Here is a 24,664-nt window from a genome sequence, read left to right as displayed (position 1 = left end):
CAGTTTCGTTGGATGGTCAGGGCCTTGATCATGGCGGCCCATTCGTAGCTGATCGCGTATGGCCAGCCGCGCAGTCGTGGGGAGACAGTGACGAACAGGGCGCGGCCCTCGTAACACCGTTTCACCCGTAGTCGTGCCCGGGTGTCCTGTGGGGTCCCCACCACGATCAGTACGGATCGCCAGCCGTAACGGGTGGCCAGTTCCGCGGTCATCCGTGCCTCACCCTGGGTGGTGACCGGGTCCGGGCGGAAGCAGATCACCTGGATGCCGGGCAGGGCGGCCGGGCACGGGTCGTCGGACCCGGCCGGGGTCGACACGGCGAGTACCGGCGCGTACCCGGCCCGGGCCAGGTCGACCGCTCTGGCCAGCCGGCCGGGGCTGCCGGCGTACATCACGATCGCGTCGACCGGCTCCGGGGCGTCCCGGACCGGCCAGACGAACAACCGCCCGGTCGCGGTGAGGAACACCACGGCGGCCAGGCCGATCCCGACCCCGACCCGTCCACCCGGCACCCGTCCGAGCCAGCCTCGCGTCCGAGCGGGCCGGTCCGGCATCCGCCTGAACCAGGCTGGCATCTGGGCGGGCCGGTCCGGTGTCCGTCCGAACTGGTCTGGAGCCCGGGTGAACTGGACCGGTATCCGGGTGAGCTTGTTGAGCTTGTTCGGTGCCCGTCCGGGCCGGCCTGAAGCCCGGGCCCGGAGCGGGCGATGTTCCCGACGGCCCGGGACGGGGCCCGGCATCCACCCGAACCGGCCTGGCAGCCGGGCCCACCCGAACCGGCCTGGCTGACGGGCCCGGGCGAACCGGCCTGGCTGACGGACGGGCCCGCCCGGCTGCCTCATGAAGCGGTCATGGCGGGCTGCCGCGCCACCCCGATCCGCGAGCGAGGGTAGACCAGTGAGGACTGCGCCCGGTCGGCGGGCCAGACCACGTGCGCGACACCGTCCCGCCACTGCACGAGATGGCTGTGATGGCCGACCTGGAGGCCGGTGGCCTCGTCGAGACGGAAACGGCCCAGCAGGGTGGACGTGTCGAGTGTGCGGGCGGCGGCGAGCACATGATGGTCGTCGGCCTGGCCGTTCGCCCAGATACAGCGGCCCAGGACCAGCCCGGCCGCGTAGGCTACCGCCGCGGTCGCGGCCGGCAGCTGGTCGTACATCTGCTGGTAGCAGGCGACGAACTCGGACACGCTCGGACCGGTGCCAGCCTCCGCGGGTAGCCGTGGTGACCAGGCGCGTGGGCCCAGCAGGCCATCGCGGCGATCACGCAGTGTGGCCAGTGCGCCGTCGTGCCCGGCGGTGGAGAACGCCGCGGCCCGCCACGGCCGGCGCAGCAGCACCTCGGCCGCGGCGTTCTCGTCGTCCGGATCGCCCTGGACGATCAGGACGTCAGCGGGTGGTACGCGGCGCGCGGCGATCATGGCCCGGCCGGGACGGAACACGCTGGAGGCGACCTCGAAGCCCAGTCGTGCGGCGGCGGCCCGCACGACGGAGACGACTTCCAGCGCCCGGTCGTCGGAGGCCAGCAGCACCGTGACCCTGCGGGCCTGCCGGTCGGCGGCGCGGACCGCGGCGAGCAGCCCCCGCGTCCACGTCGAATGCGGGGAGAGCAGATTGACGACGTTCGGGAACGCCTGGCGGACGAACCGGGTCGAGGGCGCGCCGATGTTGAACACGACCCGGTCGGTGGCGGCACACGCGGCCAGCGCGCTGCGCTGACCGTACGGGCCGAAGATCGCGTCCGGCCCGGCCGCGGCCGCGGCACGCGTCGCCGCGGCGGGATGCGGATGCGCGTCGTACGCGGTGACGTTGATGTCGTCCCACGGCGGCGGAAGCTGCTCATCACGAGCCCACAACGTGACCGCGCGCAGAGTGGTCAGACCGTGGACGGCCGCCGGACCGGTCAGCGGAGTCACCAGCGCGACAGCGAGCGACGAGGACATCGGTACCTGTCTACCAGGTGATGGGCCTGCGATGTTCAACGGAGTGTCGACGTTGTTATGACACCCGGGCCATGGGGATGGCTTGTTCTGGCGCCTCGGCCGTGGATACGGCAGGCGGAGAGGCGGACGTCCGGGCCTGGATCATTCGTCTGCCGCCCCGGTTCCCGTGGTTCCGTAGGATCGATTCGCAGAAGCGCTTCCGTCCCGGGCGTCTCGTCCCGGGCCACCGGCGGGACGAGACGGAAGACGGGACGAGACGGAAGAGATGAGACGGAAGAAAGGTGAGTGAGCGGTAGATGGCACGCGACGGTGGGCGCCGTGGCGACCCTCCGCCCGCGCCGCCGCCGTTGTCGGTGGAGGCAGAGGTGATCGACAGCCACTGCCACCTCGACATCATGGGTGGGGAGGTGGACGCGGCCGTCGCGGCGGCACGGGCCGCCGGTGTCCGGCGGCTGGTGACGGTGGGGGTCGACCTGCCGACCAGCCGTTGGCAGGCGCAGGTCGCGGCCGGGCATCCCGACGTCTACGCCGCTGTCGCGATCCATCCGAACGAAGCCGCCGACGGCGTGGACGAGGAGACGTTCACCGAGATCGCCGAACTGGCCGCGGCGCCGAAGGTGCGGGCGGTCGGGGAGACCGGCCTGGACTACTACCGCACGCCACCCGAGCGGCACGCCGCTCAGCAGGACAGTTTCCGCCGCCACATCGCGATCGCCAAGCAGGCCGGCCGCACCCTCATGATCCATGACAGGGAGGCCCACGAGGACACACTGCGTATCCTCGTCGAGGAAGGCGCGCCCGAACGAGTGGTCTTCCACGCCTTCTCCGGGGACGAGGCCATGGCGAAGGTCTGCGCCGACGCCGGCTACGTGATGTCCTTCGCCGGGAACGTGACATTCAACAACGCGCAGCGCCTGCGGGACGCTGCCGCTGTCGCGCCCCGTGACCTGCTGCTGGTCGAGACGGATGCCCCGTTCCTCACCCCGGTGCCGTGGCGGGGCCGGCCGAACGGCCCGTACCTGATACCGCTGACGCTGCGCGCGCTGGCCACCGCCCGCGGGGAGGACGTCGACACCCTCGCGTCGGCGATCGCCGCCACCTCTGAACGGATGTTCGGACCCTGGTAGCCCCCGGCCCGGATACTCCCCCCTCGTCGTCGTCCGGTTCGGGGCTTCCCGATGGTCTGCTCACGCCGGCGGACGTACGGTCGATCAGCGCCGCTGTCGGCGTACGGCCGACCAAGCGCCGTGGCCAGAACTTTCTCGTCGACCCCAACACCGTCCGCCGGCTGGTCCGCCTGGCGGATGTCGGGCCGGACGAGACCGTCCTGGAGATCGGTCCCGGACTGGGCTCGCTGACCCTCGGACTGCTGCCGGCCGCCCGCCGGGTCGTCGCGGTCGAACTGGACGAGGCGCTGGCCGCGGCACTGCCGGCGACCGTCACGGCACGGCTCGGGCCAGCGGTTGCGGCCCGCCTGACCGTGCTGGCGGCGGACGGCCTGCGCCTGGAGCCCGCGGACATCCCTGGCGACCCGCCGAGCGTCCTGGCCGCGAACCTGCCCTACAACGTGGCCGTCCCGCTGCTGCTCGGCGTACTTGAACGTTTTCCGTCGGTCAGGCGCGGGCTGGTCATGGTGCAGGCCGAGGTCGCCGACCGGCTGACCGCGTCACCAGGTGGACGGGTGTACGGCGTGCCGAGCGTGAAGATGGCCTGGTACGCGTCGGCGCGTCCGGCCGGCCCGGTGCCGCGGGCGGTGTTCTGGCCGCAGCCGAACGTCGATTCGTCCCTGGTGGCGTTCAGCCGTCGTGATCAGCCGGGGCCGCCACGGTTGCGCCGGGCCGTTTTCGCCGCGGTGGACGCGGCCTTCGCGCAGCGCCGCAAGACGCTGCGGGCGGCGCTGTCGGGCTGGGCGGGGTCGGCGGACCAGGCCGCGCGTCTCGCGCTGGCCGCGGGCATCGACCCGTCCGCCAGAGGCGAGATCCTGGACGTGGCCGCCTTCACCCGCCTCGCCCTCACCCGCCTCGGTCCGGGTGCCGGCTCCGAGTGACGGCAGGCTGGCTCTGACCGACGCGCCGGTGGCACGGACGCGGTCGTGCGCTCAGCGCACGCGGTTGTCACGCTGTGTACCCGGGACGAGTTTCAGCTCGACGGCAGGGCGGGAGCGTGCCACGGCCTCGTCGACGCGCGGCAGTACGACCTCTTCGACGTCCCGGGAGCCTCTCCGGGATCTTCCAGGCCGCGATCTTCTCGGCGGCCTGGTCGGTGATCAGCGGGCTTCTGCGGGCGGCCGGCTGCCGGCGTACGCGGCCGGCCACGCCCAGCGCGGCCGATCACTGGCGTGACCAGCCACCCGTGTGCATCGTCTTACCCGGCGGTGGCGAGGGCGCTCGTTTCCTACCGGCCGGATAGGTTCGTTGGTGCCCGGTGCCAGAGCACGCCCCAGGAGCGAAGGAGAGTCCGCTGTCTCGGTCTCACCGGCACCCTTCCGGTGCCGCCGGCGCCGACCGGCCGTCCGCGCCCGTTCCGGGCAGCCGGGTGACTGTCCGTGCGCCGGCCAAGGTCAACCTGCATCTCGGTGTCGGGGCACGCCGCGACGACGGCTACCACACGGTCATCACGATTCTGCAGGCCGTCTCGCTCTACGACGAGATCACGGTGTCCACGGCCGACGGTGCCGGGCTCGACCCGGACGCCGTGGAGCCCGCCGTGTCCGTGGAGGTCACCGGTGAGGGAGCCGCCGGGCCGACAGCGCCGCTCGTCCCGCTGCCCGGGCCGCCCGGCCGGCCCGGGCCGTCCGCGCCGGCTGGCGACGCCGCGGCGAGCGCGGCCGCGGCCCGGATCTCCCTGGTCCCGACCGGGGTGGACAACCTGGCCGTCCGCGCGGCCCATGTGCTTGCCGCCCGTGCCGGTGTGCGGGGGGCGGCCGCCCACATGACCATGGCGAAGGGTATTCCGGTCGCGGCCGGGATGGCCGGTGGCAGCGCTGACGCGGCCGGTTCGCTGGTCGCCTTCGACGCCCTGTGGGGCACCGGTCTGGACAGGTCGGTCCTCTCCGAGCTCGCCGCCGGGCTCGGCAGCGACGTGCCGTTCCCACTCGCGGGTGGGACGGCGCTGGGTACCGGCCGCGGTGAGCAGCTCACGCCGGTGCTGGGGCGCGGCGAGTACCACTGGGTGTTCGCGCTGGCCGACGGCGGCCTGTCCACCGCGTCGGTCTACGCCGAGTTCGACCGGTTGTCACAGGGACGCCTGCGTACCGAGCCGACCCCGCCGGACGCGGTGCTGGCCGCGTTGCGCACCGGCGATCCGGTCGAGCTGGGCCGGGCGCTGGTGAACGACCTGCAGCCGGCCGCGCTGCGGCTGCGCCCGTCGTTGCGCCGGGTGCTGGAAACCGGCGTCGAGCTCGGGGCGGTCGGCGCCATCGTCAGCGGTTCCGGGCCGACCTGCGCTTTCCTGGCGCGGGACGCGGAGCAGAGCGTGGCTCTGGCGGCGAGCCTGGCCGGGATGGGTGTGTGCCGGGCGGTACGGCACGCGCACGGCCCGGTGCCGGGCGCGCGTGTGGTCGATCCGGGCGGCTCCAGCGGATGACCGCGCGCAGGAGCATCACCGCCGGACGGGACCGGCCGCCAGCCCAGGCAGCGCCGTCCCGGCCAGCACTGTCCCGGCCAGCACTGTCCGGGGCAGCCCAGGCAACGCCGTCCTTGCCGGCGCTGTCCTGGTTGGCGCCGTCTGGGTGGCGCCTTGGGACGAGCCGGCTGACGGCCCCGGGCCGCCGGAACGCTGGGTGACCGTCGGATGAGCGGCGTCCTGGTGACGATGGAGGCGGTGGTGGCCGCCTTCGGCACCCGCACCCTGCTGGACGGGGTGAGCCTGGGCATCGGGACCGGTGAGCGCATCGGGGTGGTCGGCCGCAACGGGGCGGGCAAGAGCACCCTGCTGCGGCTGCTCGCCGGCCAGGCCCGCCCGGATGCGGGCCGGATCGTGCGGGCTGGTTCCGTGCGGGCCGGCCTGCTGGCCCAGGACGACCGGCTCGCGCCCGACGCGACCGTGCGCCAGGCCGTGGTCGGTGACGTTCCCGACCACGTCTGGGCGGCGGATCCGCGGCGCCGGTCGGTGCTTGCCGGCCTGGGGCTGCTCGACCGGCTCGACGCCGTGGTCGGGCGCTCCTCCGGTGGTGAGCGCCGGCGCGTCGCGCTGGCCGCGCTGCTCGTCGACGACATCGATCTGCTGGTCCTGGACGAGCCCACCAACCATCTCGACGTCGAGGGTGTGGCCTGGCTCGCCGCCCACCTGCGGTCGTGGCGCGGCGGGCTGCTCGTGGCCACCCACGACCGGTGGTTCCTCGACGAGGTCTGCGAGCGGGTCTGGGAGGTCGTCGACGGCCGGGTGGACGCCTACGACGGCGGTTACTCCGCGTATGTGCTCGCCCGGGCGGAGCGCACGCGGCAGGCCGACGCCGCCGAGGCGCGGCGGCAGAACCTGCTGCGCAAGGAGCTGGCCTGGCTGCGCCGGGGCCCACCGGCCCGCACCAGCAAGCCGCGTTTCCGGATCGAGGCGGCCAACGTGCTGATCGCCGACGAGCCGCCCGCCCGGGACACTCTCGGCCTGCGCAGCTTCGCCGCCTCCCGTCTCGGCAAGGACGTCTACGACGTCGAGGATGTCACGCTGCGTATCGGCGACCGTGTGCTGCTGGCGGACGTGACCTGGCGGCTGGGCCCGGGGGACCGGGTGGGTCTCGTCGGGGCCAACGGCAGCGGCAAGACGACGCTGATGCGCCTGCTGACCGGGCAGGTGGGCCCGGACGCGGGCCAGGTGAAGGCCGGTAGGAGCGTGCGTCCCGCCCTGCTCGCCCAGGAGATCCACGAGCTGGACCCGGGCCTGCGCGCGCTGGAGGCGGTGGAACAGGCCGGCCGGGTGCTGGAGGTGGGCCGCGGCCGGGAGCTGACCGCCGGCCAGCTCCTGGAGCAGTTCGGCCTGCCCTCGGCCCGGCAGTGGACCCGCGTGGGCGATCTTTCCGGTGGGGAGCGCCGCCGGCTGCAGCTGCTGCGGCTGCTCATGCAACGGCCGAACGTGCTGCTGCTGGACGAGCCCACCAACGACCTGGATACCGACACGCTGACCGCGCTGGAGGACGTCCTGGACTCCTGGCCGGGCACGATCGTCGCTGTCAGCCACGACCGTTACTTCCTGGAACGAACCTGCGACACGATCTTCGCCATGTTCGGCGACGGGTCGCTGGTCATGCTGCCCGGCGGGGTGGACGAGTACCTCTCCCGGCGGCAGGCCGCCACCCGGGCCGAGGCAGCCGGCGCCCCGGCCGGACGCACCGCCACCGGACGCCCCGGCGGTGCCGCCGCCACCGCGGCGGGCGCCGTCGCCGGACCTGGTGCCGCCGACGGCGCGGACTCGGGCACCGCCGCCGGGAGCACCGGCGGTCCGCTGTCGGCCGGGCAGGCGCGGCTCGCGCGCAAGGAGCTGACCCGGCTGGAACGGGCCCTGGAGCGGCTGGCCCGCCGCGAGAGCGCGCTGCACACCGCGCTCGCCGAGGCGGCCACCGACCATCAGCGCCTGCTCGCCCTCGACGCCGAACTGCGCGAGGTCGTCGCCGAGAAGTCCCGCACCGAGGACGCCTGGCTCTCCCTCGCCTCCGGCCTCGAGGACGCCTAGAGCGTCAGTCAGGTAACCATACGTATCCATCCTGAACGATGGCACGCTTCGATGGACGTCGGCCACCAGAGAAGATCGGCGTAATTTTGTCGTTGTGTACGCTTTTGCGGCCAAAAAGCGTACACAGCGACAAACTCTCCTGGATCATGGCCTGCGCGGGTGGTCGTGGATGGGATCCGCGCTACTTGACCGGCGTTCTAGCCCATCCGCATCAAGCAGGATCCACGCGAAGCGCTCTGGGGCGTGTCTGATGGATGTTGGTCGATGTGGGCGGCGGCACCCACCAGGATGCTGGGGTCCCCGGAGCACTCCGCGGTGGTTTTGCCTGGGTGTGCGTTCCCTTGGTGATCGCCGGTAGGTGATCGCCAAGCCACGGGCGGCGCCCACCACAGAGGCCGGGGCCCCCAAATAGTGCCTAAGGCACTATTTGGGGAGAGCCTTTGCCTGGAGGCGTTGTGGGTCGGGCCAGCGGACCTCGTGGACGAGGTGCAGTGTCTCCATCGCCTTGATCAGGTAGAAGCTGGAGTCCACCTGCCAGGGCCTGACGCCGTGGCGGGCCAGCGTGGGCTCGGCGTGGTGCAGGTTGTGCCAGGACTCGCCCATCGACAGGATGGCCAGCGGCCAGACGTTGCCGGAGCGGTCCCGCGACCTGTACGGGTGCTTGCCGGCGACGTGGCAGATGCTGTTCGTCGACCAGGTGACGTGGTGCAGGACGCACACCCGGACCAGGCTCGCCCAGAAGAACGCCTGCACCGCCGCCTCGAACGAGCCGCCCCACAGGCCACCGACCAGTGCCGGGGCCGCGAGGCTGAGCGTCGCCCAGAGCCCGAACAGGCGGCTGACGCGGACGATGTCGGCGTCGTCGAGCAGGTCCGGGGCGTACCGGCGCTGGTCGGTCTGTTCGACGTCGAACAGCCAGCCGATGTGGGCGTGCCACAGGCCCTTGGTCAGGGCGCGGAAGCCGGGGCCGTAGCGCCATGGCGAGTGCGGGTCGCCGTCCCGGTCGCTGAAGGCGTGGTGACGCCGGTGGTCGGCCACCCAGCGGATGACCGGGCCCTCGATCGCCATGCTGCCGGCGATGGCGAGCGCGACGCGTACCGGCCTGGAGGTCCTGAACCCGCGGTGGGTGAAGTAGCGGTGGAAACCGACCGTCACCCCGTGGCCGGTGATCGCGTACATGGCGACGGCGATGATCACGTCGCGGGGGCTGATCCACCGGTCCCACAGCAGCGGTACCGCGGCGGCGAGGGCCGCCAGCGGGATCATGATGACCATGGTGAGGGTGATCTGTTCCCCTCGTGCCTTCAGCGCGGACCTCGGCGCCACGGTGTGCCGGGTGGGCGCGCCCACCTGGGCCGCGGGGGCCGTGGCACCCGCCGGGTTCACCGTGTCGGTAGCGGTCATGACATAACCCCGTCCATCAGTGCCGTCCACCGGTTTCGTCGTCGCAATGGTTTCCGTTGTGACACCGTAGCTTGTGACACCGTAGCTTGCGGCGGTAACACGTGGTGTCCGGGGCGGGAAACATCGTGGAAAAACAATTTCACGGGCCTGGACGGTTGCGGCCAGGGTACGGTGGTTGTCACCAGGAGCTGGTGGGGGCGGCTGGCGGCGGTCGCGCGCGGTGGCGACGCGGCGGGCCGGGGGTGTCCCGGACCCGAAAAAATCATGGCCATGTCCTCTTTGGCCTGCTGGCAGTGGTATGCTACGAAAGATTTTCTCGGTCCGCCGTGGTGTAATTGGCAGCACAGGAGATTTTGGTTCTTCTAGTCCACGTTCGAGTCGTGGCGGCGGAGCCCCGGGCCGGATCGGCGGGTGCGCCGGTCCGTACAAATCATTTGGTCCACCGGAATTGTCCACGATATCCCCTGGCCGCGGATATCCGCCGGTCGCAATCCGGTAAGCTCGACACGCATCGAGTTGATGTCCACGATCAGGGGAGCTCGTGTGACCCAACCACGTCTGGCGGCCGTTGTCGTCCTCGCCGCGGGTGAGGGCAGGCGGATGCGCTCCGCGACCCCGAAGGTGCTTCACCGTGTCGCCGGGCGCACCCTTGTGGATCATGTTCTCGCCGCGGTCGCCCCGCTCGGGGCCGAGCGGCAGCTGGTGGTCGTCGGGCACGGGCGCGAGCAGGTGGCCGCGGCGCTGGCCGGTCGCGTGCCCGAGGTCACCCCGGTCGTGCAGGCCCGCCAGGGCGGCACCGGCCACGCCGTGCGGGCCGCGCTGCCCGCGGCGGGTGACATCCGCCCGGACGACCTCGTGGTCGTCGTCCCGGGGGACACCCCGCTGCTGACCGGCGCGACGATGTCGGCGCTGGTCGCGGCGCACGCGCACGAGCCGGCGGCGGCGACGGTGCTGACCGCCGAGGTGCCCGATCCCTTCGGCTACGGGCGGGTGCTGCGGGATCCGTCCGGCCGGATCCGCGCGATCGTCGAGCAGGCCGACGCCGACGCCGCCACCGCCGCCGTCCGGGAGATCAACACCGGCGTGTACGTGTTCACGGCCGGCCCGCTGCTGGCGGCGCTGTCCTCCCTGACGGCCGACAACGCCCAGGGCGAGGAGTACCTGACCGACGTGGTCGGCGCGTTCTTCGACGGCGGGCGGACCGTCCGGGCGTATCCGCTGGACGACCCCGGGGAGGCCGCCGGGGTCAACGACCGGGTCCAGCTGGCCGCCGCCGCCGCGGCCATGCGGGACAGGCTGGTGACCGCGGCCATGCGGGCCGGCGTCACCGTGCTGGATCCCGCCACCACCTGGATCGACGCCGACGTGGCCCTCGAGGCGGACGTGACGCTGCTCCCGCACACCTTCCTGCACGGCAGCACCCGGGTGGCGGCCGGCGCGGTGATCGGCCCCGACTGCACGCTCACCGACACGCTGGTGGGTGCCGCGGCCACGGTGAGCCGGACGACCGCCTCCCGAGCGGTGATCGGCCCGGACGCGGCCGTCGGCCCCTACACGCATCTGCGCGAGGGCACCCGTGTCGGCCGCGGGGTCAAGCTCGGCGCGTTCGTGGAGACGAAGGCCGCGGAGATCGCCGACGGGGCGAAGGTGCCGCACCTGGCCTATGTGGGGGACGCGGTGATCGGCGCGCGTAGCAACATCGGATGTGGCACGATCGTGGCGAACTACGACGGCGTCGCCAAGCACCGTACGGTGATCGGCGCGGATGTCAAGATCGGAAGTGACACCGTACTGGTGGCGCCCGTGCATGTTGGCGACGGTGCGTACACCGGCGCCGGTTCGGTCGTGACCGAGGATGTGCTGCCGGGCGCACTCGCGGTCAGGGAGGGCCGGCAGCGGACGATCGAGGGATGGGTCGAACTACGGCGTCCGGGCACCGCGGCGGCACGAGCCGCCGCTGCCGCGCGCGGGTATGCCGAACAGGCAGGTGACGACGGTGGCCCGAACGGGGTGGCTCACGCCGGGGCTGATCGCGCCGGGCCGGCCCCTGTCACGGTTGCCGGTATTTCCGACAACGGGCACCGCGCGTAGCGGCTCGCCACGGTATGAGGACCGACCATGACGGAGCGGGACGAAGGTGGAGAACCTTTGATGGCCTATCAGACGGATAATCGGCGCAACCTGATGCTTTTCGGTGGCCGTGCACACCCTGACCTGGTGGCCGAGGTTGCCCGGGAACTTGATGTCGAACCGGTTCCCACCAATGCGTATGAATTCTCCAACGGAGAGATCTTCGTCCGGTTCGAGAAATCCGTACGCGGATGTGACGCGTTCGTGCTGCAGTGCCACTCCTCGCCGGTGAACACCTGGCTCATGGAGCAGCTCATCATGGTCGACGCGCTGAAGCGGGCCAACGCGAAGCGGGTCACCGTGGTCGCGCCCTTCTACCCCTACGCCCGGCAGGACAAGAAGCACCGCGGCCGGGAGCCGATCTCGGCCCGGCTGATCGCCGACCTGTTCAAGACCGCCGGCGCGCACCGGCTGATGTCGGTGGACCTGCACACCGCCCAGATCCAGGGCTTCTTCGACGGCCCGGTGGACCACCTGTTCGCGCTGCCGCTGCTCGCCGACTACATCGAGGCCAAGCTCGACACGTCCGCGGTCACGGTGGTGGCCCCGGACGCCGGCCGGGTCCGGGTGGCCGAACGCTGGACCGACCGGCTCGGCTGCCCGCTGGCGATCATCCACAAGCGCCGCGACCGGGACGTCCCGAACCAGGTGAAGATGTTCGACGTGGTGGGCGAGGTCTCCGGCCGTACCTGCGTCGTCGTCGACGACATGATCGACACCGCGGGCACCATCACCAAGGCGGCGGAGTCGCTGCGCGAGCACGGCGCGACCGATGTGATCGCCGCGGCGACGCACGGTGTGCTCTCCGGCCCGGCGGTGGACCGCCTGAAGAACTCCGAGATCAGCGAGGTCGTGCTCACCAACACCCTCCCGCTGCCCAGCGAGGCCCGCATCGACAAGATCACTGAACTGTCGATCGCGCCGTTGTTGGCCGCCGCCATCAGGGCGGTCTTCGAGGACGGCTCGGTGACCGAGCTCTTCGGCGGCGACGCGTGACCACCGGTCATGACGCACGGCTGGACGCGTGTCCCGTCGTGCGTCCGGTGCGTCCGGTGCGTCCGGTACGTTCAGGTATACGACGGGTAACCATAGTGTGGCCAGCCGGTGATCTCTCCAGTGGGATCATCGGCTGAGAAGCACCGGCTGAACTGTCAGTCCGTGTCGGCTGTCGCCGGCCCGGGTGCGCCGCCCGGGCCGGGGGCGCTGGCGCCTCCCCATGGCCGGGCCCGTGTCGCCCGACGGCTGTGCGATCGTTGACCGTATGGACATCCTGGGGCGAACAGTCCGGCGATGAGCGGACTGTCGGTGCTGTCGGGCGGATTCATCGGTGGCCTGTTCGCGGCGGTGGCGGTTTTATGGATCATGGTGATCCGAATCCGTCGCGGATGGCCGAAACCGACCAGGTTACTGGCCGTCCCCGTGGCGATACTTCTGACGGTCGCGGCGGTGGCCGACGTGGTCAACGCCTACTTCAGTTACCTGCCCCGGCTCGGGGACGTGGTGGGAGCGGCGACCGCGGGCGGCTCCGATCCGCGTCTGAAGGTCGCGGACCTGCGCTCCCCGACGCCGTCGGACGCCCCGCGTCCGCATCCCCACGGAGCCGTCCTGACCCTGCCGGTTCCGGACCGTGGTAGCGGGTTCGGGCGGACGACCGCGCTCGTCTACCTTCCGCCCCAGTACTTCGACCAGCCGCGGTGGCGCTTTCCGGTGCTCTACCTGATCCACGGATCACCTGGCATCCCCGCTGACTGGCTGCGGGGCGGGCAGGCCGCCGACGCCGGTGCCCAGGTCGCCGCCGCCGGCCATCCGGTGATCATCGTGATGCCGCGGATGAGCCGTGGCTGGCTCGACGACCCGGAGTGCGTCGACGGGGTGACCGAACATGTCGAGACCCATCTGTTCAGCGACGTCATACCGACGGTCGAGTCGGCCTTACGGGCCGAGTCCGGACCGGCCGGCCGGGGGATCGCCGGGATGTCGGCGGGTGGTTACTGCGCGCTCAACCTCGGCCTGCGGCACAGATCCATGTTCGGAACGATCATAGACATGTCCGGGCTGACCCGTCCGACCCACGAGGACGGGCTCCGCCCGCTGTTCGGTACCGGTCCGGCGGCCCAGGCCGCCGCGGCCGCGAACAGCCCTGATCTCTATGTCGACGGGCTGGGACCGGGCCCCCGGCCGCGGGTCTGGCTCGACGCGGGGCGCCGTGACCACGCCGTCACCACTCCCATCCGGCATATGCGTGATCTTCTCAGCGCTGACGGGTACCCGGTGCAGCTACACCTGCGACCGGGGGTGCACACGTTCACGGTATGGCGTCCCGCGCTGCGGGACGCGCTCGCCTGGTTCGCCGGCGGTACCTCGTCGGCGCCCACCGTCTAAGCCGTGTCCGTCCCGCGTACGGCGGTGCTTTTCGTCCTGGCCGCGCTCGCCGAGATCGGCGGGGCCTGGCTGGTGTGGCAGGGGATCCGTGAGCACCGGGGTGTGCTGTTCGTCGGCGGCGGGCTGGTCTCCCTGTGCGTCTACGGGCTCGTCGCCACGCTTCAGGAGGAGGCGGCCTTCGGGCGGCTGCTGGCCGCCTACGGCGGCGTGTTCGTCGCCGGCTCCCTCGCCTGGGGCGTTGTCGCCGACGGTTACCGGCCTGACCGTTACGACATCGCCGGCGCGTTCGTCTGCCTGACCGGAGCCGGCCTCATCATGTTCGCTCCCCACCGGTGATCCCGGTCCTCCCGGCGGGTGGATGGCGCTCTACTCGGTGGGGGAGACCGACAGCGGCCAGGTGCCGCCTCGTACGCAGCGTCCGGTGGTCAGGTCCCAGGCCCAGTGGTGGCGCGGGCATTCCAGCACGCCGTCGACGATGTCGGCGTCGGTGAGATCCTCGCCGGCGTGTGGGCAGTAACGCTGAATCCGCAGTCCGTCACGGGTGATCGTTTCGTCCGACACGGAGCTGTCCTGCCGCAGCTGCCAGGTCACCACCGGGGTGTCGCCGTAGCGCAGCAGGCCCATCAGGGTGACGTCGAACAGGTCCGGATCGCGCCGGAGCCCTATCCGCATCGACAGCAGCGCCTCCTCCCAGGTGGCCTCCCCGTCGACGATCGCGCGCAGGACGCGCGGCGGGACATGCAGCTCGTAACTGCCCGGCGGGCCAGCGGCCACCGCGCTGCCGCCGGCTGTGCCGTCGCTGGCTGTGGTGCCGCCGGCCGTGGCGCCGCCGGGTGGGACAGCGTCGGGTGGGAGCGCCGGGGGCGAGGCCGCCACGACCGCCGGTTGCGGGGGAACCGGCCGGATCATCACCGTCCACCGCCGCGTACCGGAAAGAATGGTGAGATCGCGCTGGTAGTCCGCCAGCAACGGGCGGTTGCGCCGGATCAGCCGGGAGAAGTAGGCGTCCAGCTCGGCCGTGCTCACCGGGGTGTCGGGGCGTTGTTCGTGCGCGCCCCACTGCGCCTGCCGGCGCCGAGCGTAGCCGGCGACGTCGGTGGGTGCCGGTGCCGGTGCCGCGGCCGTGACCGGTTTGCCGCCGACGATGTCGATCCGGTCACCAGGCTGGACGTCGACGATCTTCACCTGCGGGGCCGCCTCGACGAACGAGGGCGCGACGTCCGCCCAGTGCGGAAAGATCGTCTGTTCGCGGTCGTTGTGGACGCGCAGAGCCGGGTCGAGGAAGACCGGCGGCCCCGCGCAGGGGACGTAGGCGCGGGCGTCGGTCGCGGCGACCGTCCGCATCAGGGTGTCGAGGAGGCCGGAACGCACCTGGGCGACCTTCTCCCGCATCACCGGCAAAGGATAGGAGTAGCAGTTCGGGTACCACATGGCCCCGGAGAACTGCGCGGCGAGCAGGTCGACGTCGCGTGGCAGCTCGGTGAGCTTGGGGTGGCAGTCGTTGAGGTCGAGGAAGCGGAAACCGTCCAGCTCGACCAGGAGCGCGCTGTCCTCCTTGTGGCTGGTGTCCAGCAGCATGGTCGCCTGGAGGCCGGGGCGCAGCGGTACCGACTCGCCGTGGCCGAGCACGGTGATGTCGCTGAAGCCGAGGCCGCGCATCTCCCGCAGCAGGTCCCGGGAGCGGAAGGCCGCGCAGAGCACCGGCAGCGACCGGGGGAGCATGCGCAGCAGCGCCCGGTCGAAGTGGTCGGTGTGGGTGTGCGAGACGTACAACGCGTCATAGGAGCCGGCGGCGACCCGCTCGAGCAGGTGCCCGTTGTCCGGGAACGGGAACCAGGACTCAAGAAAAGCCGGGTGGAACCACGGGTCGATGAGCAGCCGGAATTCATCGTGTCGTACGACGAAACCGGCGTGGCCGATGTAGTCGATGGAACTTTTCCGTGCGGCAGTCAATGGCATGTCGTTTCCGTCCCCCGCACGCGCCGGCCCGGCGCGAGACCCCCTCGGTCGACGCGCGACGTCGACTCGTGCGCTGCCGACTATAGCGAGGGCGGCCACGCCGCCCGGCCGGCCTGCCGCGAGGGCGACTTACCGCGAGGGCGGCTGTGCGGCCCGGCGCAGGAAGCGGGCCGGGCTGCCCACCCACACCTCGGCCTCGGGGACGTCGGTGAGTACGACCGCGCCCATGCCGAGCGTCGACCACGCGCCGATCGTGAGGTTCTCCCGGACGAGCGCGCCCTGGCCGAGGTAGGCGCCGGCCCCGACCCGCACCCCGCCGGCCAGCGTGACCGATCCGCAGATCGTCGCGAAATCGGCGACGACGTCGTCGTGGGTGAGCACCGTGTTCGGCATCACCGAAACATGATTACCGACGGTGACGGATGTGGTCAGGGCCGCCCCCTGGAGGAGCACGCTGCCATGACCGAGCGTGCATGAGGGCGGCAGGTGCACGCTGGGGTGGACGACCGTGCCGAAGCGCTCCGGGCCGACGCCGTCAGCGGCCAGGCGGGCGGCGAGCCGGGCCCGGACCGCGCCGGAGCCGGGGCAGAGGATCACCGCCGCGTCCGGCGTACCGGCGACCACCTCCGTGCCGCCGACGACGGGCAGGCCGTCCACCGTGCCGCCGTGGCGGGCCGGATCGTCGTCCGTGAAACCGATCAGCTGGTATCGTTCGGTGGCGAGCACGGCCTGGGCCGTCTCGCGGGCGAACCCGCCGGCACCGACCAGCAACAGGGGTTGCGGCGTCTGAGCCCTCATCGGACCGTTATAGCCGCATGCGCGCACTGTGCGACAACAGCCCTCCATCGGGCCGTCCATCAGGCCCTCCACTCGGTCCCACCCGGCACGCCACACGGTCTTCCGTCGGCGACAGGGCGGATCCGTCGGCTCATGATGCGTCCGGTACTCTGAAAGACCGCGTCGCGGCGCTGCTGGTTTCTTGTGCTAAGGCGGCGCCGATGTCCATTGAAGATCCGTAATAGGAGGATGAGTACCGCCATGTCCGAGGTCCGCATCGCCGCGGAGCCCCGCACCGAGTTCGGCAAGGGCGGGGCTCGTCGTACCCGCAAGGCCGGCAAGGTCCCGGCCGTCCTGTACGGCCACGGCCAGCCGCCCCGCCACATCTCGCTGCGCGCTCACGATCTTCTGCACGCGTTCAAGACCGATGCCGGTACGAACGTGCTGCTCCGGCTGGAGCTCTCCGACGGGACGCAGCTCGCCCTTCCCAAGGACGTCCAGCGTCATCCGATCAAGGGCAGTTTCGAGCACGTCGACCTGGTCATCATCCGTCAGGGCGAGCGGGTCACGGTCGAGGTGCCGGTGACCCTCGTCGGGATCGCCGAGAGCGACACCCTCGTCGACCAGCAGCTGACAGCCGTCTCGTTGCAGGCGGCCGCGACCGACATCCCCGGGTCGATCGAGCTCGACGTCACCGGTCTCAAGCCGGGTGCGAACATCAGCGCCGGCCAGCTCGTCATCCCGGCGGGCACGGTGCTGGAGACCGACGCCGGGCAGGTGGTGGTCCAGGGGCTGGCGAAGCCGACCGCCGCCCAGGTGGACGCCGACCTCGCCGGTGCCGAAGCGGCCGGTGGGGCCGAGGGCGAGCAGGCGCAGGCCGGCGCTTCGGCCTGACCGACGTTTTCTCCCGCCTGGATGACCTTCTTCCGCCTGGATGACGCCGCCGCCCGGATGACGCCGCGATGACTCCGTCAGCGACCGGGCCCCGGACGCAGGCCCAGGCCCAGGCCCAGGCCGGGAGCATGGCCGCCGGCCCGTGGCTGGTCGTCGGGCTGGGCAATCCCGGCCCGACGTATGCCGGCAACCGGCACAACATCGGATTCATGGTTCTCGACCTGCTGGCCGAGCGGGTCGGGGACCGTTTCCGCGCGCACCGGGGAGGCGCGGACGTCGCCGAGGCCCACCTCGCCGGGGCCCGCATGCTGCTCGCCAGGCCCCGCTCCTTCATGAACACCTCGGGCCCGCCCGTAGCGGCCCTGCGCGCCTTCTTCAAAGTCGACATCGGGCACGTCGTGGTCGTTCACGACGAGTTGGACATCCCGTTCGAGACGATCCGGCTCAAGCTCGGCGGCGGCGACAACGGGCACAACGGTCTGCGTTCGGTCACCGCCGCGCTGGGTTCGCGTGACTATCTCCGGGTCCGGGTCGGGATCGGGCGCCCGCCCGGCCGGATGAATCCGGCCGACTTCGTCCTGCGTGACTTTTCGGCTCCGGAACGCAAGGAGCTCCCGTTTCTGGTGGACCGGGCGGCCGATGCCGTGGAGTCGCTGCTCGGCAGTGGCCTGGAGGCCACCCAGAACGCCTTCCACACCTCGCCCGCCAAGCCGCACTCCTGATCCGTGCCTGCCCGCCGCGACGCGCCGGTGCCGGTAGCGACGCCGGTGCCGGTAGCGACGCCGTTCGGGAGGCCGCCGTTCGGGAGGCCGCCGTCGGAGCCGCCGGAGCCGTCGGGACTCGGAGTCATCGGAACGAGGCCCCGCAATGGCCGGCCGTCCCCGCCAATGACCGGACGCCCTGTCAATCTTTGAGAAGTGGCCTCGATGTGGCCTTTTGTGCGTGGGGTGCCACTCGCCGTAATAGTTTTCCGCGGTTTGCCGCAACCGGTTGTCACCGGGTTTGATCCGGTCGTCTAATCTGACTGGGCGCCACCTCCATCGGTACGGCTGGATGTGGCACGCGGGTGGCACGGGAGGCGGGGGCGTCGCCGTGTCCCCCGAGTTTGATTTCCGTACTCCGTCGCCTTTGGGAGAAGGCGCGGTCGGCCCGTCACCTGCGGTTGTCGGCCGGACGACGGTTCGGATTTGTGGGGGGATGATTGTGAACCTGTACCGGTGGGTTACCGGTGGGCGGCGGTTTCCACATGCCAGCGAGGCTTGTGGATACACGTCAAAATGTTTGTCTGTTGATTCTCCGGTGGGCGGGATAGTGGTTTCCGCTGGACGGAGGCCGGCGTGAGAGGCCTCGGCGCCCGCCGGCGTCAGCGCCGTCCGTGGCCTCGGGCCGCCCGTATCTGCGCGCTGCTCACCGGTGTGGCAGTGGCTGTGGCGGTGCTGGGGCTGCCCCGGCTGGCGCCGGGCGCCCTGCCGGTGGCCCCGGCCGCGAGCACGGCGGGGACGGGAACGGCGACGGACGCAGACAGCCTGGCGGCGTCCTCCTCGGGGACGTCCGCCCCCGTGACCGACACCATCGGGCCGGCCGCCGCCACCGCGACCGACCAGTCGACCTCGTCGACCCAGGCGCTGTCGCTCTCGACGTGCCTCCCGCTGCTGGTAGGCAAGATCGTCTGTGAGAACCAGCAGCAGGGCAGCCCGCAGTCGGAGTGGGACCTGGACAGTCCCGACGCGGGCGACCCGAGCCTGCAGGGCTTCGCGACGGACATCAGCGTGAACGTCGGGCAGACGGTCTCCTTCAAGATCAAAAGTACCGCGTCCGCGTACCGGCTCGACATCTACCGGCTCGGCTACTACGGCGGTGACGGCGCCCGGAAGGTCGCGACGGTGAACCCGTCCGCGCCGTACCCGCAGGCCCAGCCGGCCTGCCTCAACGACGTGGCCACCGGTCTGATCGACTGTGGGAACTGGGCGGCGTCGGCGTCGTGGGCGGTGCCCTCGAGCGCGGTGTCCGGCCTGTACATCGTGAAGCTGGTCCGCACCGACGGCCAGGGTGCCAGCCACATACCGTTCGTGGTGCGTGACGACTCCAGCCACTCCGACCTGACGCTGCAGACGTCGGACTCGACCTGGACGGCGTACAACGCCTACGGCGGGAACAGCCTGTACAAGGGCAGCCCGGCGGGACGCGCGTACAAGGTCAGCTACAACCGGCCGTACCAGTCGCGGGTGAGCGAGGTGGACGGCCACAACTGGATCTTCGCCGCGGAGTATCCGATGATCCGCTTCCTGGAGGCGAACGGGTACGACCTGACGTACACGACGGACGTGGACTCGGCCCGGCGCGGCGATCTGATCAAGAACCACAAGGTGTTCATCTCGTCGGGGCACGACGAGTACTGGTCGGGTGAGCAGCGGGCCAACGTGCAGGCCGCCCGCGACGCCGGGGTCGATCTGGCGTTCTTCAGCGCGAACAGCATCTACTGGAAGACGCGCTGGGAGCCGAGCATCGACGGTTCGTCGACGAACTGGCGGACGATCGTCTGCTACAAGGAGACGAAGAACTCCAGCCCGCAGGATCCGCAGTATCCGGCGCAGTGGACGGGCACCTGGCGGGATCCGCGCTACAGCCCGCCGAGCAACGGCGGCCGCCCCGAGAACGAGCTGCAGGGCACGCTGTACATGGTGGACCCGCCGACGGACTTCGCGATGAAGATTCCGGCGGCGTTCTCGAAACTGCGTTTCTGGCGGAACACCGCGGTGGCCAGCGCGGCGCCCGGCACGACCGTCACGCTCGCGGACGCCACCCTCGGGTACGAGTTCGACACCGACCCGGACAACGGTTTCCGGCCGGCGGGGGTGTTCGACCTGACCGCGCAGACCGAGAACGTCCAGCACAAGCTGCTGGACTACGGCAGCCAGGTCGGCCCGGGCCAGGTCACCCACAACATGACCCTCTACCGGGCGGCGAGCGGAGCGCTGGTCTTCGGCGCCGGCACCGTCCAGTGGGCCTACGGTCTGGACGCGGTGCACGACGGCCCGCCGAGCACCGCGAGCCCGGCGATGCAGCAGGCCACGGTGAACCTGTTCGCCGACATGGGCGCACAGCCGAAGAGCCTGATCAGCGGCCTGGTCTCGGCCGCGGCGAGCCTGGATGCCCTGCCGCCGAGCGTCACGGTGACCTCGACAGCACACGGAGTGGTCGGGCAGTCGTACGCGGTGACGGGCACGGCGACGGACGTCGGCGGTGTGGTCGCCGGGGTGGAGGTGTCGACGGACGGCGGCTCGAGCTGGCATCCCGCCCAGATCCCCGCGGTCGCGGCCAACGTGAACTGGTCGTACACGTACACACCGAACGCGCCGGGCACCTTCTCGCTGAAGGTCCGGGCCAGCGACGACAGCGCCCGGCTGAGCAGTCCGGTCACGGCCTCGCTGATCGTCGACCCCCGCACCTGCCCGTGCACGATCTTCGGTAACGCGGTGCCGGCGAACCCGGCGGACCCGGACGGCGGCGCGATCGAGGTCGGTGTCCGGGTCCGTTCGACGATCAACGGGACGATCACCGGGGTCCGGTTCTACAAGGGCGCGGGCAACACCGGCACCCACACCGGCACGCTGTGGTCGAACACCGGCACGGCGCTGGCCACCGGCACCTTCAGCAACGAGACCGCGACCGGGTGGCAGACGCTGACCTTCGCCCAACCGGTGGCGGTGCAGGCGAACACCACCTATGTGGCGAGCTACTACGCGCCCAGCGGCCACTACGCCGGTGACGGAACGTACTTCACCGGGAAGGCGGCCTACACCGCTCCGCTGCTCGCCCTGCCCGACGGCATGGACGGCGCCAACGGTGTCTTCCGCGCCGGCTCCTCCGGTTTCCCGACGAACACGTTCAACGGCACGAACTACTGGGTGGACGTGGTGTTCGCCGGCGACACCGCCACCGACACGGCGCCACCCCAGGTGGTGTCGGTGTCACCGCTGGCGGGCAGTTCCTCCCTCCCGCTGAACACTTCGCTGAAGGTCCTCTTCGGCAAGCCGTTCAACCCGTCGTCGGTGGCCTTCACGCTCAAGACGAGCGGCGGTACGTCGGTGGCGGGGACGGTGTCGGTGAACTCGGCGGCGCTCAGCGCGACGTTCACCCCGAACGCGGCCCTGGCGGCCGGTACGGCGTTCACGGCGACGATCACCGCCGCCGACTACCAGGGGCACGCCATCAGCCCCGCGTACGCGTGGACGTTCGCCACCGGCGCCACCCAGCCGCCACCGGGCACCTGCCCGTGCACCGTCTGGAGCGACCTGCAACAGCCCGGCACGGTCACCGTGAACGACCCGTCCGCGCTCGAGCTCGGGGTGAAGGTCCGGGCGAGCCAGAACGGCTGGATCACCGGGATCCGCTTCTTCAAGGGGCCGAAGAACACCGGCGTCCACACCGGCACGCTGTGGTCCGCCACCGGTACCCAGCTGGCCACGGCCACCTTCGCCGACGAGAGCACGACGGGCTGGCAGCAGGTCACGATCGACCCGCCGGTGCAGGCCACCGCGGGCACCACCTACGTGGCCAGCTACCACACGTCGGTCGGCTACTACTCGGCCACATCCGGCTACTTCGCCTCCGGCGGGACGTCCTACGGGCCGCTGACCGCGCTCGGTAACGGCGTGGACGGGCCGAACGGCGTGTTCGCACCGGGGAACGGCGGGGTGTTCCCGGCGCAGAGCTACAACTCGAGCAACTACTGGGTGGACGTGGTGTTCTCCACCACCCAGCCGGCACCGACACCGCCTCGGGTGGTGTCGGTCAGCCCGGCCAACGCCGGCACGGGTGTCGCGCTCGGGGTGCGACCGGTGATCACTTTTGACCGGTCGCTCGACCCGGCCAGCATCACGTTCACGCTGAAGGCCGGCGCGACGAACGTCAGCGGCTCGGCCGCGTACGACGACGCGGCGCGCCGGGTCACCTTCACGCCGTCCGCTCCGCTGCAGTTCAGCACCACTTACACCGCTTCGGCGAACGCAAGCGGTGTGAACGGGGTGGCACTCGCGTCGCCGTACACGTGGACGTTCACGACCGGGACGCCGGCCACCTGCCCCTGCACGCTGTGGCCCGCGTCAACCGTGCCGGCGAACCCGACCAGCAGCGACGCCAATCCCTACGAACTCGGTGTCAGGTTCAGCAGCGACGTCACCTCCTGGGTCACGGGAATCACCTTCTACAAAGGCACGAACAACACGGGTAGCCATACCGGGTCGTTGTGGTCGGCGTCCGGGCAGCTGCTGACGAACGGCACCTTCACCAACGAGACCGCCACCGGCTGGCAGACGCTGACCTTCGGCACACCGGTACAGATCAGCGCGAACACCACATATGTCGCGAGCTACTACGCCCCGAACGGCGGCTATGCGTCAGCTACTGGCTACTTCGCAGCAAATGACTGGAACGCGACGCCGTTGCACGCCCCCGCCTCCGGTGCGGGCGGGACGAACGGGGTCTTCCGCGGTGGCTCGGCGGGCTTCCCGACGACCACCTACAACGACAGCAACTACTGGGTCAGCCCGGTCATCGTCACCCAGGAGCCGGTGTCGACCTGCCCGTGCACGCTGTTCGGCACCCAGGTGCCCGCGAACCCGTCGAGCCCGGACACCGGCGCCATCGAGCTCGGGGTCCGTTTCACCTCGGACGTCAACGGCAGTGTGACCGGCGTGCGGTTCTACAAGGGCGCGGCCAACACGGGCACCCACACCGGGTCGTTGTGGTCGGCGTCCGGGCAGCTGCTGGCGACCGGCACCTTCACCAACGAGACCGCGACCGGCTGGCAGACACTGGCCTTCGCCACGCCGGTGGCGATCACCGCCGGGACGGAGTACGTGGCCAGCTACCACACGACCGTCGGCGGGTACGCGAACAACGGCGGTTTCTTCAGCAGCCAGTACCGGGCCGCTCCGCTGACCGGCCTCGCCGGCGGTAACGGTGTCTACCTGCACGGCGCGGGCGGATTCCCGACGAACAGTTACAACAGCACCAACTACTGGGTGGACGTGGTCGTTCAGACAACCTGATGATCGACACTGTGGGTCACTGAATACCTGGGATCGTCCATCGGTCGGCGCCGGGGCTCAAGCTCCGGCGCCGACCTGCGTGATGCCCGTGTCCAGGGCCGCCGGGCCGGGCCGGCACGGGGGCTGTCCGTCGTGTCGGACCCTGTTGGCATAATTGGCGCGATCCATCGCGACTGATGATCGCGAATGGTGGTCGCATACTGGGGGGTAGCGAATCATGCCGGAAGCAACGGGCCCGGAAACAACGAGTCCTGACGCGACAGGCGTCGCCGTTGTGGGGGCCGGCTACTGGGGCCCGAACCTTGTCCGTAATATTCAGAATTCGCCGCGGCTGCGGCTGAAGTGGGTCTGCGATCTCGACATCGAGCGGGCCCGCCGGGTCGTCGGCCCGTACAGCACCGTGCGGACCACCACCGTGCTCGACGACCTGCTGGCAGATCCCGAGGTCGTCGCGGTGGCCGTGGCGACCCCGGCGGCGACCCACGCGGACGTCGCCATGCGGGCGCTCGACGCCGGCAAGCACGTCCTGGTGGAGAAACCGCTGGCCTCCTCGTCCGCGGAGGCGGTCAAGCTGGTGGACGCCGCGCAGGAGCGCGGGCTGGTCCTCATGTGTGACCACACCTACTGTTACACGCCGGCCGTGATGAAGATCCGCGAGCTGGCGCACGCCGGTGAGCTCGGCGACATCCACTACGTCGACTCGGTACGCATCAACCTGGGCCTTGTCCAGCGCGACGTGGACGTGCTGTGGGACCTCGCCCCGCACGACCTGTCGATCCTCGACTTCATCCTGCCCCCGGGCGTGGTCCCGGAGGCGGTGTCGGCCCAGGGCGCCGACCCGATCGGCGCGGGCCGGGCCTGCGTCGCCTACCTGACGCTGTCACTCACCGGTGGCGCGATCGCCCACGTCCACGTCAACTGGCTGTCCCCGACCAAGATCCGGACAACGATCGTCGGGGGCTCCCGGCGGACCCTGGTATGGGATGATCTCAACCCCACCCAGCGGCTGGCCATCCACGACCGGGGTGTGGACCTCACCTCCGCCGACGGCCTGGGCGACCAGGCCCGGCGCGAGATGATGATCTCCTACCGCAGCGGTGACATGGTCGCCCCGGCCCTCGTCGAACGCGAGGCGCTGGCCTCGGTGATGGCCGAATGGGCGGACGCGATCAGCGAAGGCCGCCCGGCCCGCACCGACGGCCGGGCCGGGCTGCGCGTACTGGACATCCTGGAAGCCGCGTCCCGGAGCCTCGACTACCACGGTGCCACCGTCCCGCTGCGGGTCGATCGCTGACGCGGCCGCGGGGCCGCCAGCCCGACCATGGCCGCGTCGCGGCGGCAGCCCAGACGCGTCGCGGCGGCGGCCCGTGGCCGCGGGCCACGGCGGCGGTCGGGCGGCGCTCGGGCGGCGGTCAGGCGCCCGTCCCGGCCACGGCGTCCGCCGTGACGCCTGTGCTCA

General features: G+C 71.2%; 17 protein-coding genes, 1 tRNA gene and 1 pseudogene. 14 read left to right on the top strand and 5 right to left on the bottom strand.

Annotated features, from left to right (window positions below):
- Nucleotides 1–512: YdcF family protein (locus AC5LSR_RS08930; protein ID WP_493468345.1), on the bottom strand; the 512-nt coding region annotated here is incomplete at its 3' end.
- Nucleotides 513–838: 326 nt separating this feature from the next.
- Nucleotides 839–1,942 (bottom strand): ABC transporter substrate-binding protein, encoded by a 1,104-nt coding sequence (locus AC5LSR_RS08925; protein ID WP_250284468.1) that lies wholly within the window; start codon nt 1,940–1,942, stop codon nt 839–841.
- 296 nt (nt 1,943–2,238) lie between these two features.
- Here AC5LSR_RS08925 and AC5LSR_RS08920 point away from each other — a divergent pair, with 296 nt between their 5' ends.
- The 5 genes and pseudogenes from AC5LSR_RS08920 (at nt 2,239) to AC5LSR_RS08900 (ending at nt 7,606) form a co-directional block, all read left to right on the top strand.
- The gene (locus AC5LSR_RS08920; protein WP_250284467.1) at nt 2,239–3,069 is read left to right on the top strand and encodes a TatD family hydrolase; all 831 of its coding nucleotides are present in this window, start codon (nt 2,239–2,241) and stop codon (nt 3,067–3,069) included.
- 56 nt (nt 3,070–3,125) lie between these two features.
- Complete coding sequence (gene rsmA / locus AC5LSR_RS08915) at nt 3,126–3,989, top strand: 16S rRNA (adenine(1518)-N(6)/adenine(1519)-N(6))-dimethyltransferase RsmA (RefSeq protein WP_445548237.1); 864 nt, start codon at nt 3,126–3,128, stop codon at nt 3,987–3,989.
- 488 nt (nt 3,990–4,477) lie between these two features.
- Complete coding sequence (locus tag AC5LSR_RS08910) at nt 4,478–5,527, top strand: 4-(cytidine 5'-diphospho)-2-C-methyl-D-erythritol kinase (protein WP_493464569.1); 1,050 nt, start codon at nt 4,478–4,480, stop codon at nt 5,525–5,527.
- Nucleotides 5,528–5,734: 207 nt separating this feature from the next.
- A pseudogene (locus AC5LSR_RS08905) lies at nt 5,735–6,206 on the top strand (ATP-binding cassette domain-containing protein); the annotation flags it as partial.
- Between the two features lie 2 nt (nt 6,207–6,208).
- Nucleotides 6,209–7,606 carry an ABC-F family ATP-binding cassette domain-containing protein gene (locus AC5LSR_RS08900; RefSeq protein ID WP_493464584.1) on the top strand — a complete coding sequence of 466 codons (1,398 nt, stop codon included), beginning with the start codon at nt 6,209–6,211 and terminating at the stop codon, nt 7,604–7,606.
- 423 nt (nt 7,607–8,029) lie between these two features.
- Here the strand turns inward: AC5LSR_RS08900 and AC5LSR_RS08895 are convergent, their stop codons facing one another.
- The gene (locus tag AC5LSR_RS08895) at nt 8,030–9,010 is read right to left on the bottom strand and encodes an acyl-CoA desaturase (protein ID WP_250286023.1); all 981 of its coding nucleotides are present in this window, start codon (nt 9,008–9,010) and stop codon (nt 8,030–8,032) included.
- A 320-nt stretch (nt 9,011–9,330) separates the two neighbouring features.
- Between AC5LSR_RS08895 and AC5LSR_RS08890 the strand changes: the two genes are divergently transcribed.
- The 5 genes from AC5LSR_RS08890 (at nt 9,331) to AC5LSR_RS08870 (ending at nt 13,858) form a co-directional block, all read left to right on the top strand.
- Nucleotides 9,331–9,402, top strand: a tRNA-Gln gene (locus AC5LSR_RS08890).
- 151 nt (nt 9,403–9,553) lie between these two features.
- The gene (gene glmU, locus AC5LSR_RS08885) at nt 9,554–11,101 is read left to right on the top strand and encodes a bifunctional UDP-N-acetylglucosamine diphosphorylase/glucosamine-1-phosphate N-acetyltransferase GlmU (protein WP_445548239.1); all 1,548 of its coding nucleotides are present in this window, start codon (nt 9,554–9,556) and stop codon (nt 11,099–11,101) included.
- A 60-nt stretch (nt 11,102–11,161) separates the two neighbouring features.
- Nucleotides 11,162–12,136: a ribose-phosphate diphosphokinase gene (locus tag AC5LSR_RS08880; protein ID WP_250286022.1), complete on the top strand. Its 975-nt coding sequence runs from the start codon at nt 11,162–11,164 to the stop codon at nt 12,134–12,136.
- 294 nt (nt 12,137–12,430) lie between these two features.
- Complete coding sequence (locus tag AC5LSR_RS08875; RefSeq protein ID WP_250286021.1) at nt 12,431–13,522, top strand: alpha/beta hydrolase; 1,092 nt, start codon at nt 12,431–12,433, stop codon at nt 13,520–13,522.
- A 3-nt stretch (nt 13,523–13,525) separates the two neighbouring features.
- Nucleotides 13,526–13,858: a YnfA family protein gene (locus AC5LSR_RS08870; protein WP_250286020.1), complete on the top strand. Its 333-nt coding sequence runs from the start codon at nt 13,526–13,528 to the stop codon at nt 13,856–13,858.
- Nucleotides 13,859–13,888: 30 nt separating this feature from the next.
- Here the strand turns inward: AC5LSR_RS08870 and AC5LSR_RS08865 are convergent, their stop codons facing one another.
- Together AC5LSR_RS08865 and AC5LSR_RS08860 are read right to left on the bottom strand one after the other, a co-directional pair.
- Nucleotides 13,889–15,481, bottom strand: coding sequence for a Rieske 2Fe-2S domain-containing protein (locus AC5LSR_RS08865; RefSeq protein ID WP_250286019.1), 1,593 nt, complete (start codon nt 15,479–15,481; stop codon nt 13,889–13,891).
- Between the two features lie 129 nt (nt 15,482–15,610).
- Nucleotides 15,611–16,279 carry a NeuD/PglB/VioB family sugar acetyltransferase gene (locus AC5LSR_RS08860; protein WP_250286018.1) on the bottom strand — a complete coding sequence of 223 codons (669 nt, stop codon included), beginning with the start codon at nt 16,277–16,279 and terminating at the stop codon, nt 15,611–15,613.
- 240 nt (nt 16,280–16,519) lie between these two features.
- On the opposite strand from AC5LSR_RS08860, the gene AC5LSR_RS08855 reads away from it, so the two are divergent.
- From AC5LSR_RS08855 to AC5LSR_RS08840, 4 genes are all read left to right on the top strand, one after another.
- Complete coding sequence (locus AC5LSR_RS08855) at nt 16,520–17,152, top strand: 50S ribosomal protein L25/general stress protein Ctc (protein WP_250289970.1); 633 nt, start codon at nt 16,520–16,522, stop codon at nt 17,150–17,152.
- 128 nt (nt 17,153–17,280) lie between these two features.
- Nucleotides 17,281–17,874: an aminoacyl-tRNA hydrolase gene (gene pth, locus AC5LSR_RS08850; RefSeq protein ID WP_250286529.1), complete on the top strand. Its 594-nt coding sequence runs from the start codon at nt 17,281–17,283 to the stop codon at nt 17,872–17,874.
- A 693-nt stretch (nt 17,875–18,567) separates the two neighbouring features.
- Nucleotides 18,568–23,205, top strand: coding sequence for a DUF4082 domain-containing protein (locus AC5LSR_RS08845; RefSeq protein ID WP_493468344.1), 4,638 nt, complete (start codon nt 18,568–18,570; stop codon nt 23,203–23,205).
- A gap of 217 nt (nt 23,206–23,422) precedes the next feature.
- Entirely contained in the window at nt 23,423–24,499 is a 1,077-nt protein-coding gene (locus tag AC5LSR_RS08840) for a Gfo/Idh/MocA family protein (RefSeq protein ID WP_250286525.1), read from the top strand.
- The last annotated feature ends 165 nt before the right edge of the window (nt 24,500–24,664 follow it).

This window comes from Protofrankia sp. CiP1_Cm_nod4, assembly GCF_982290645.1.
The sequence above is the reverse complement of the archived record's forward strand: the minus strand, read 5'-3'. Positions and strand labels throughout refer to the sequence as shown.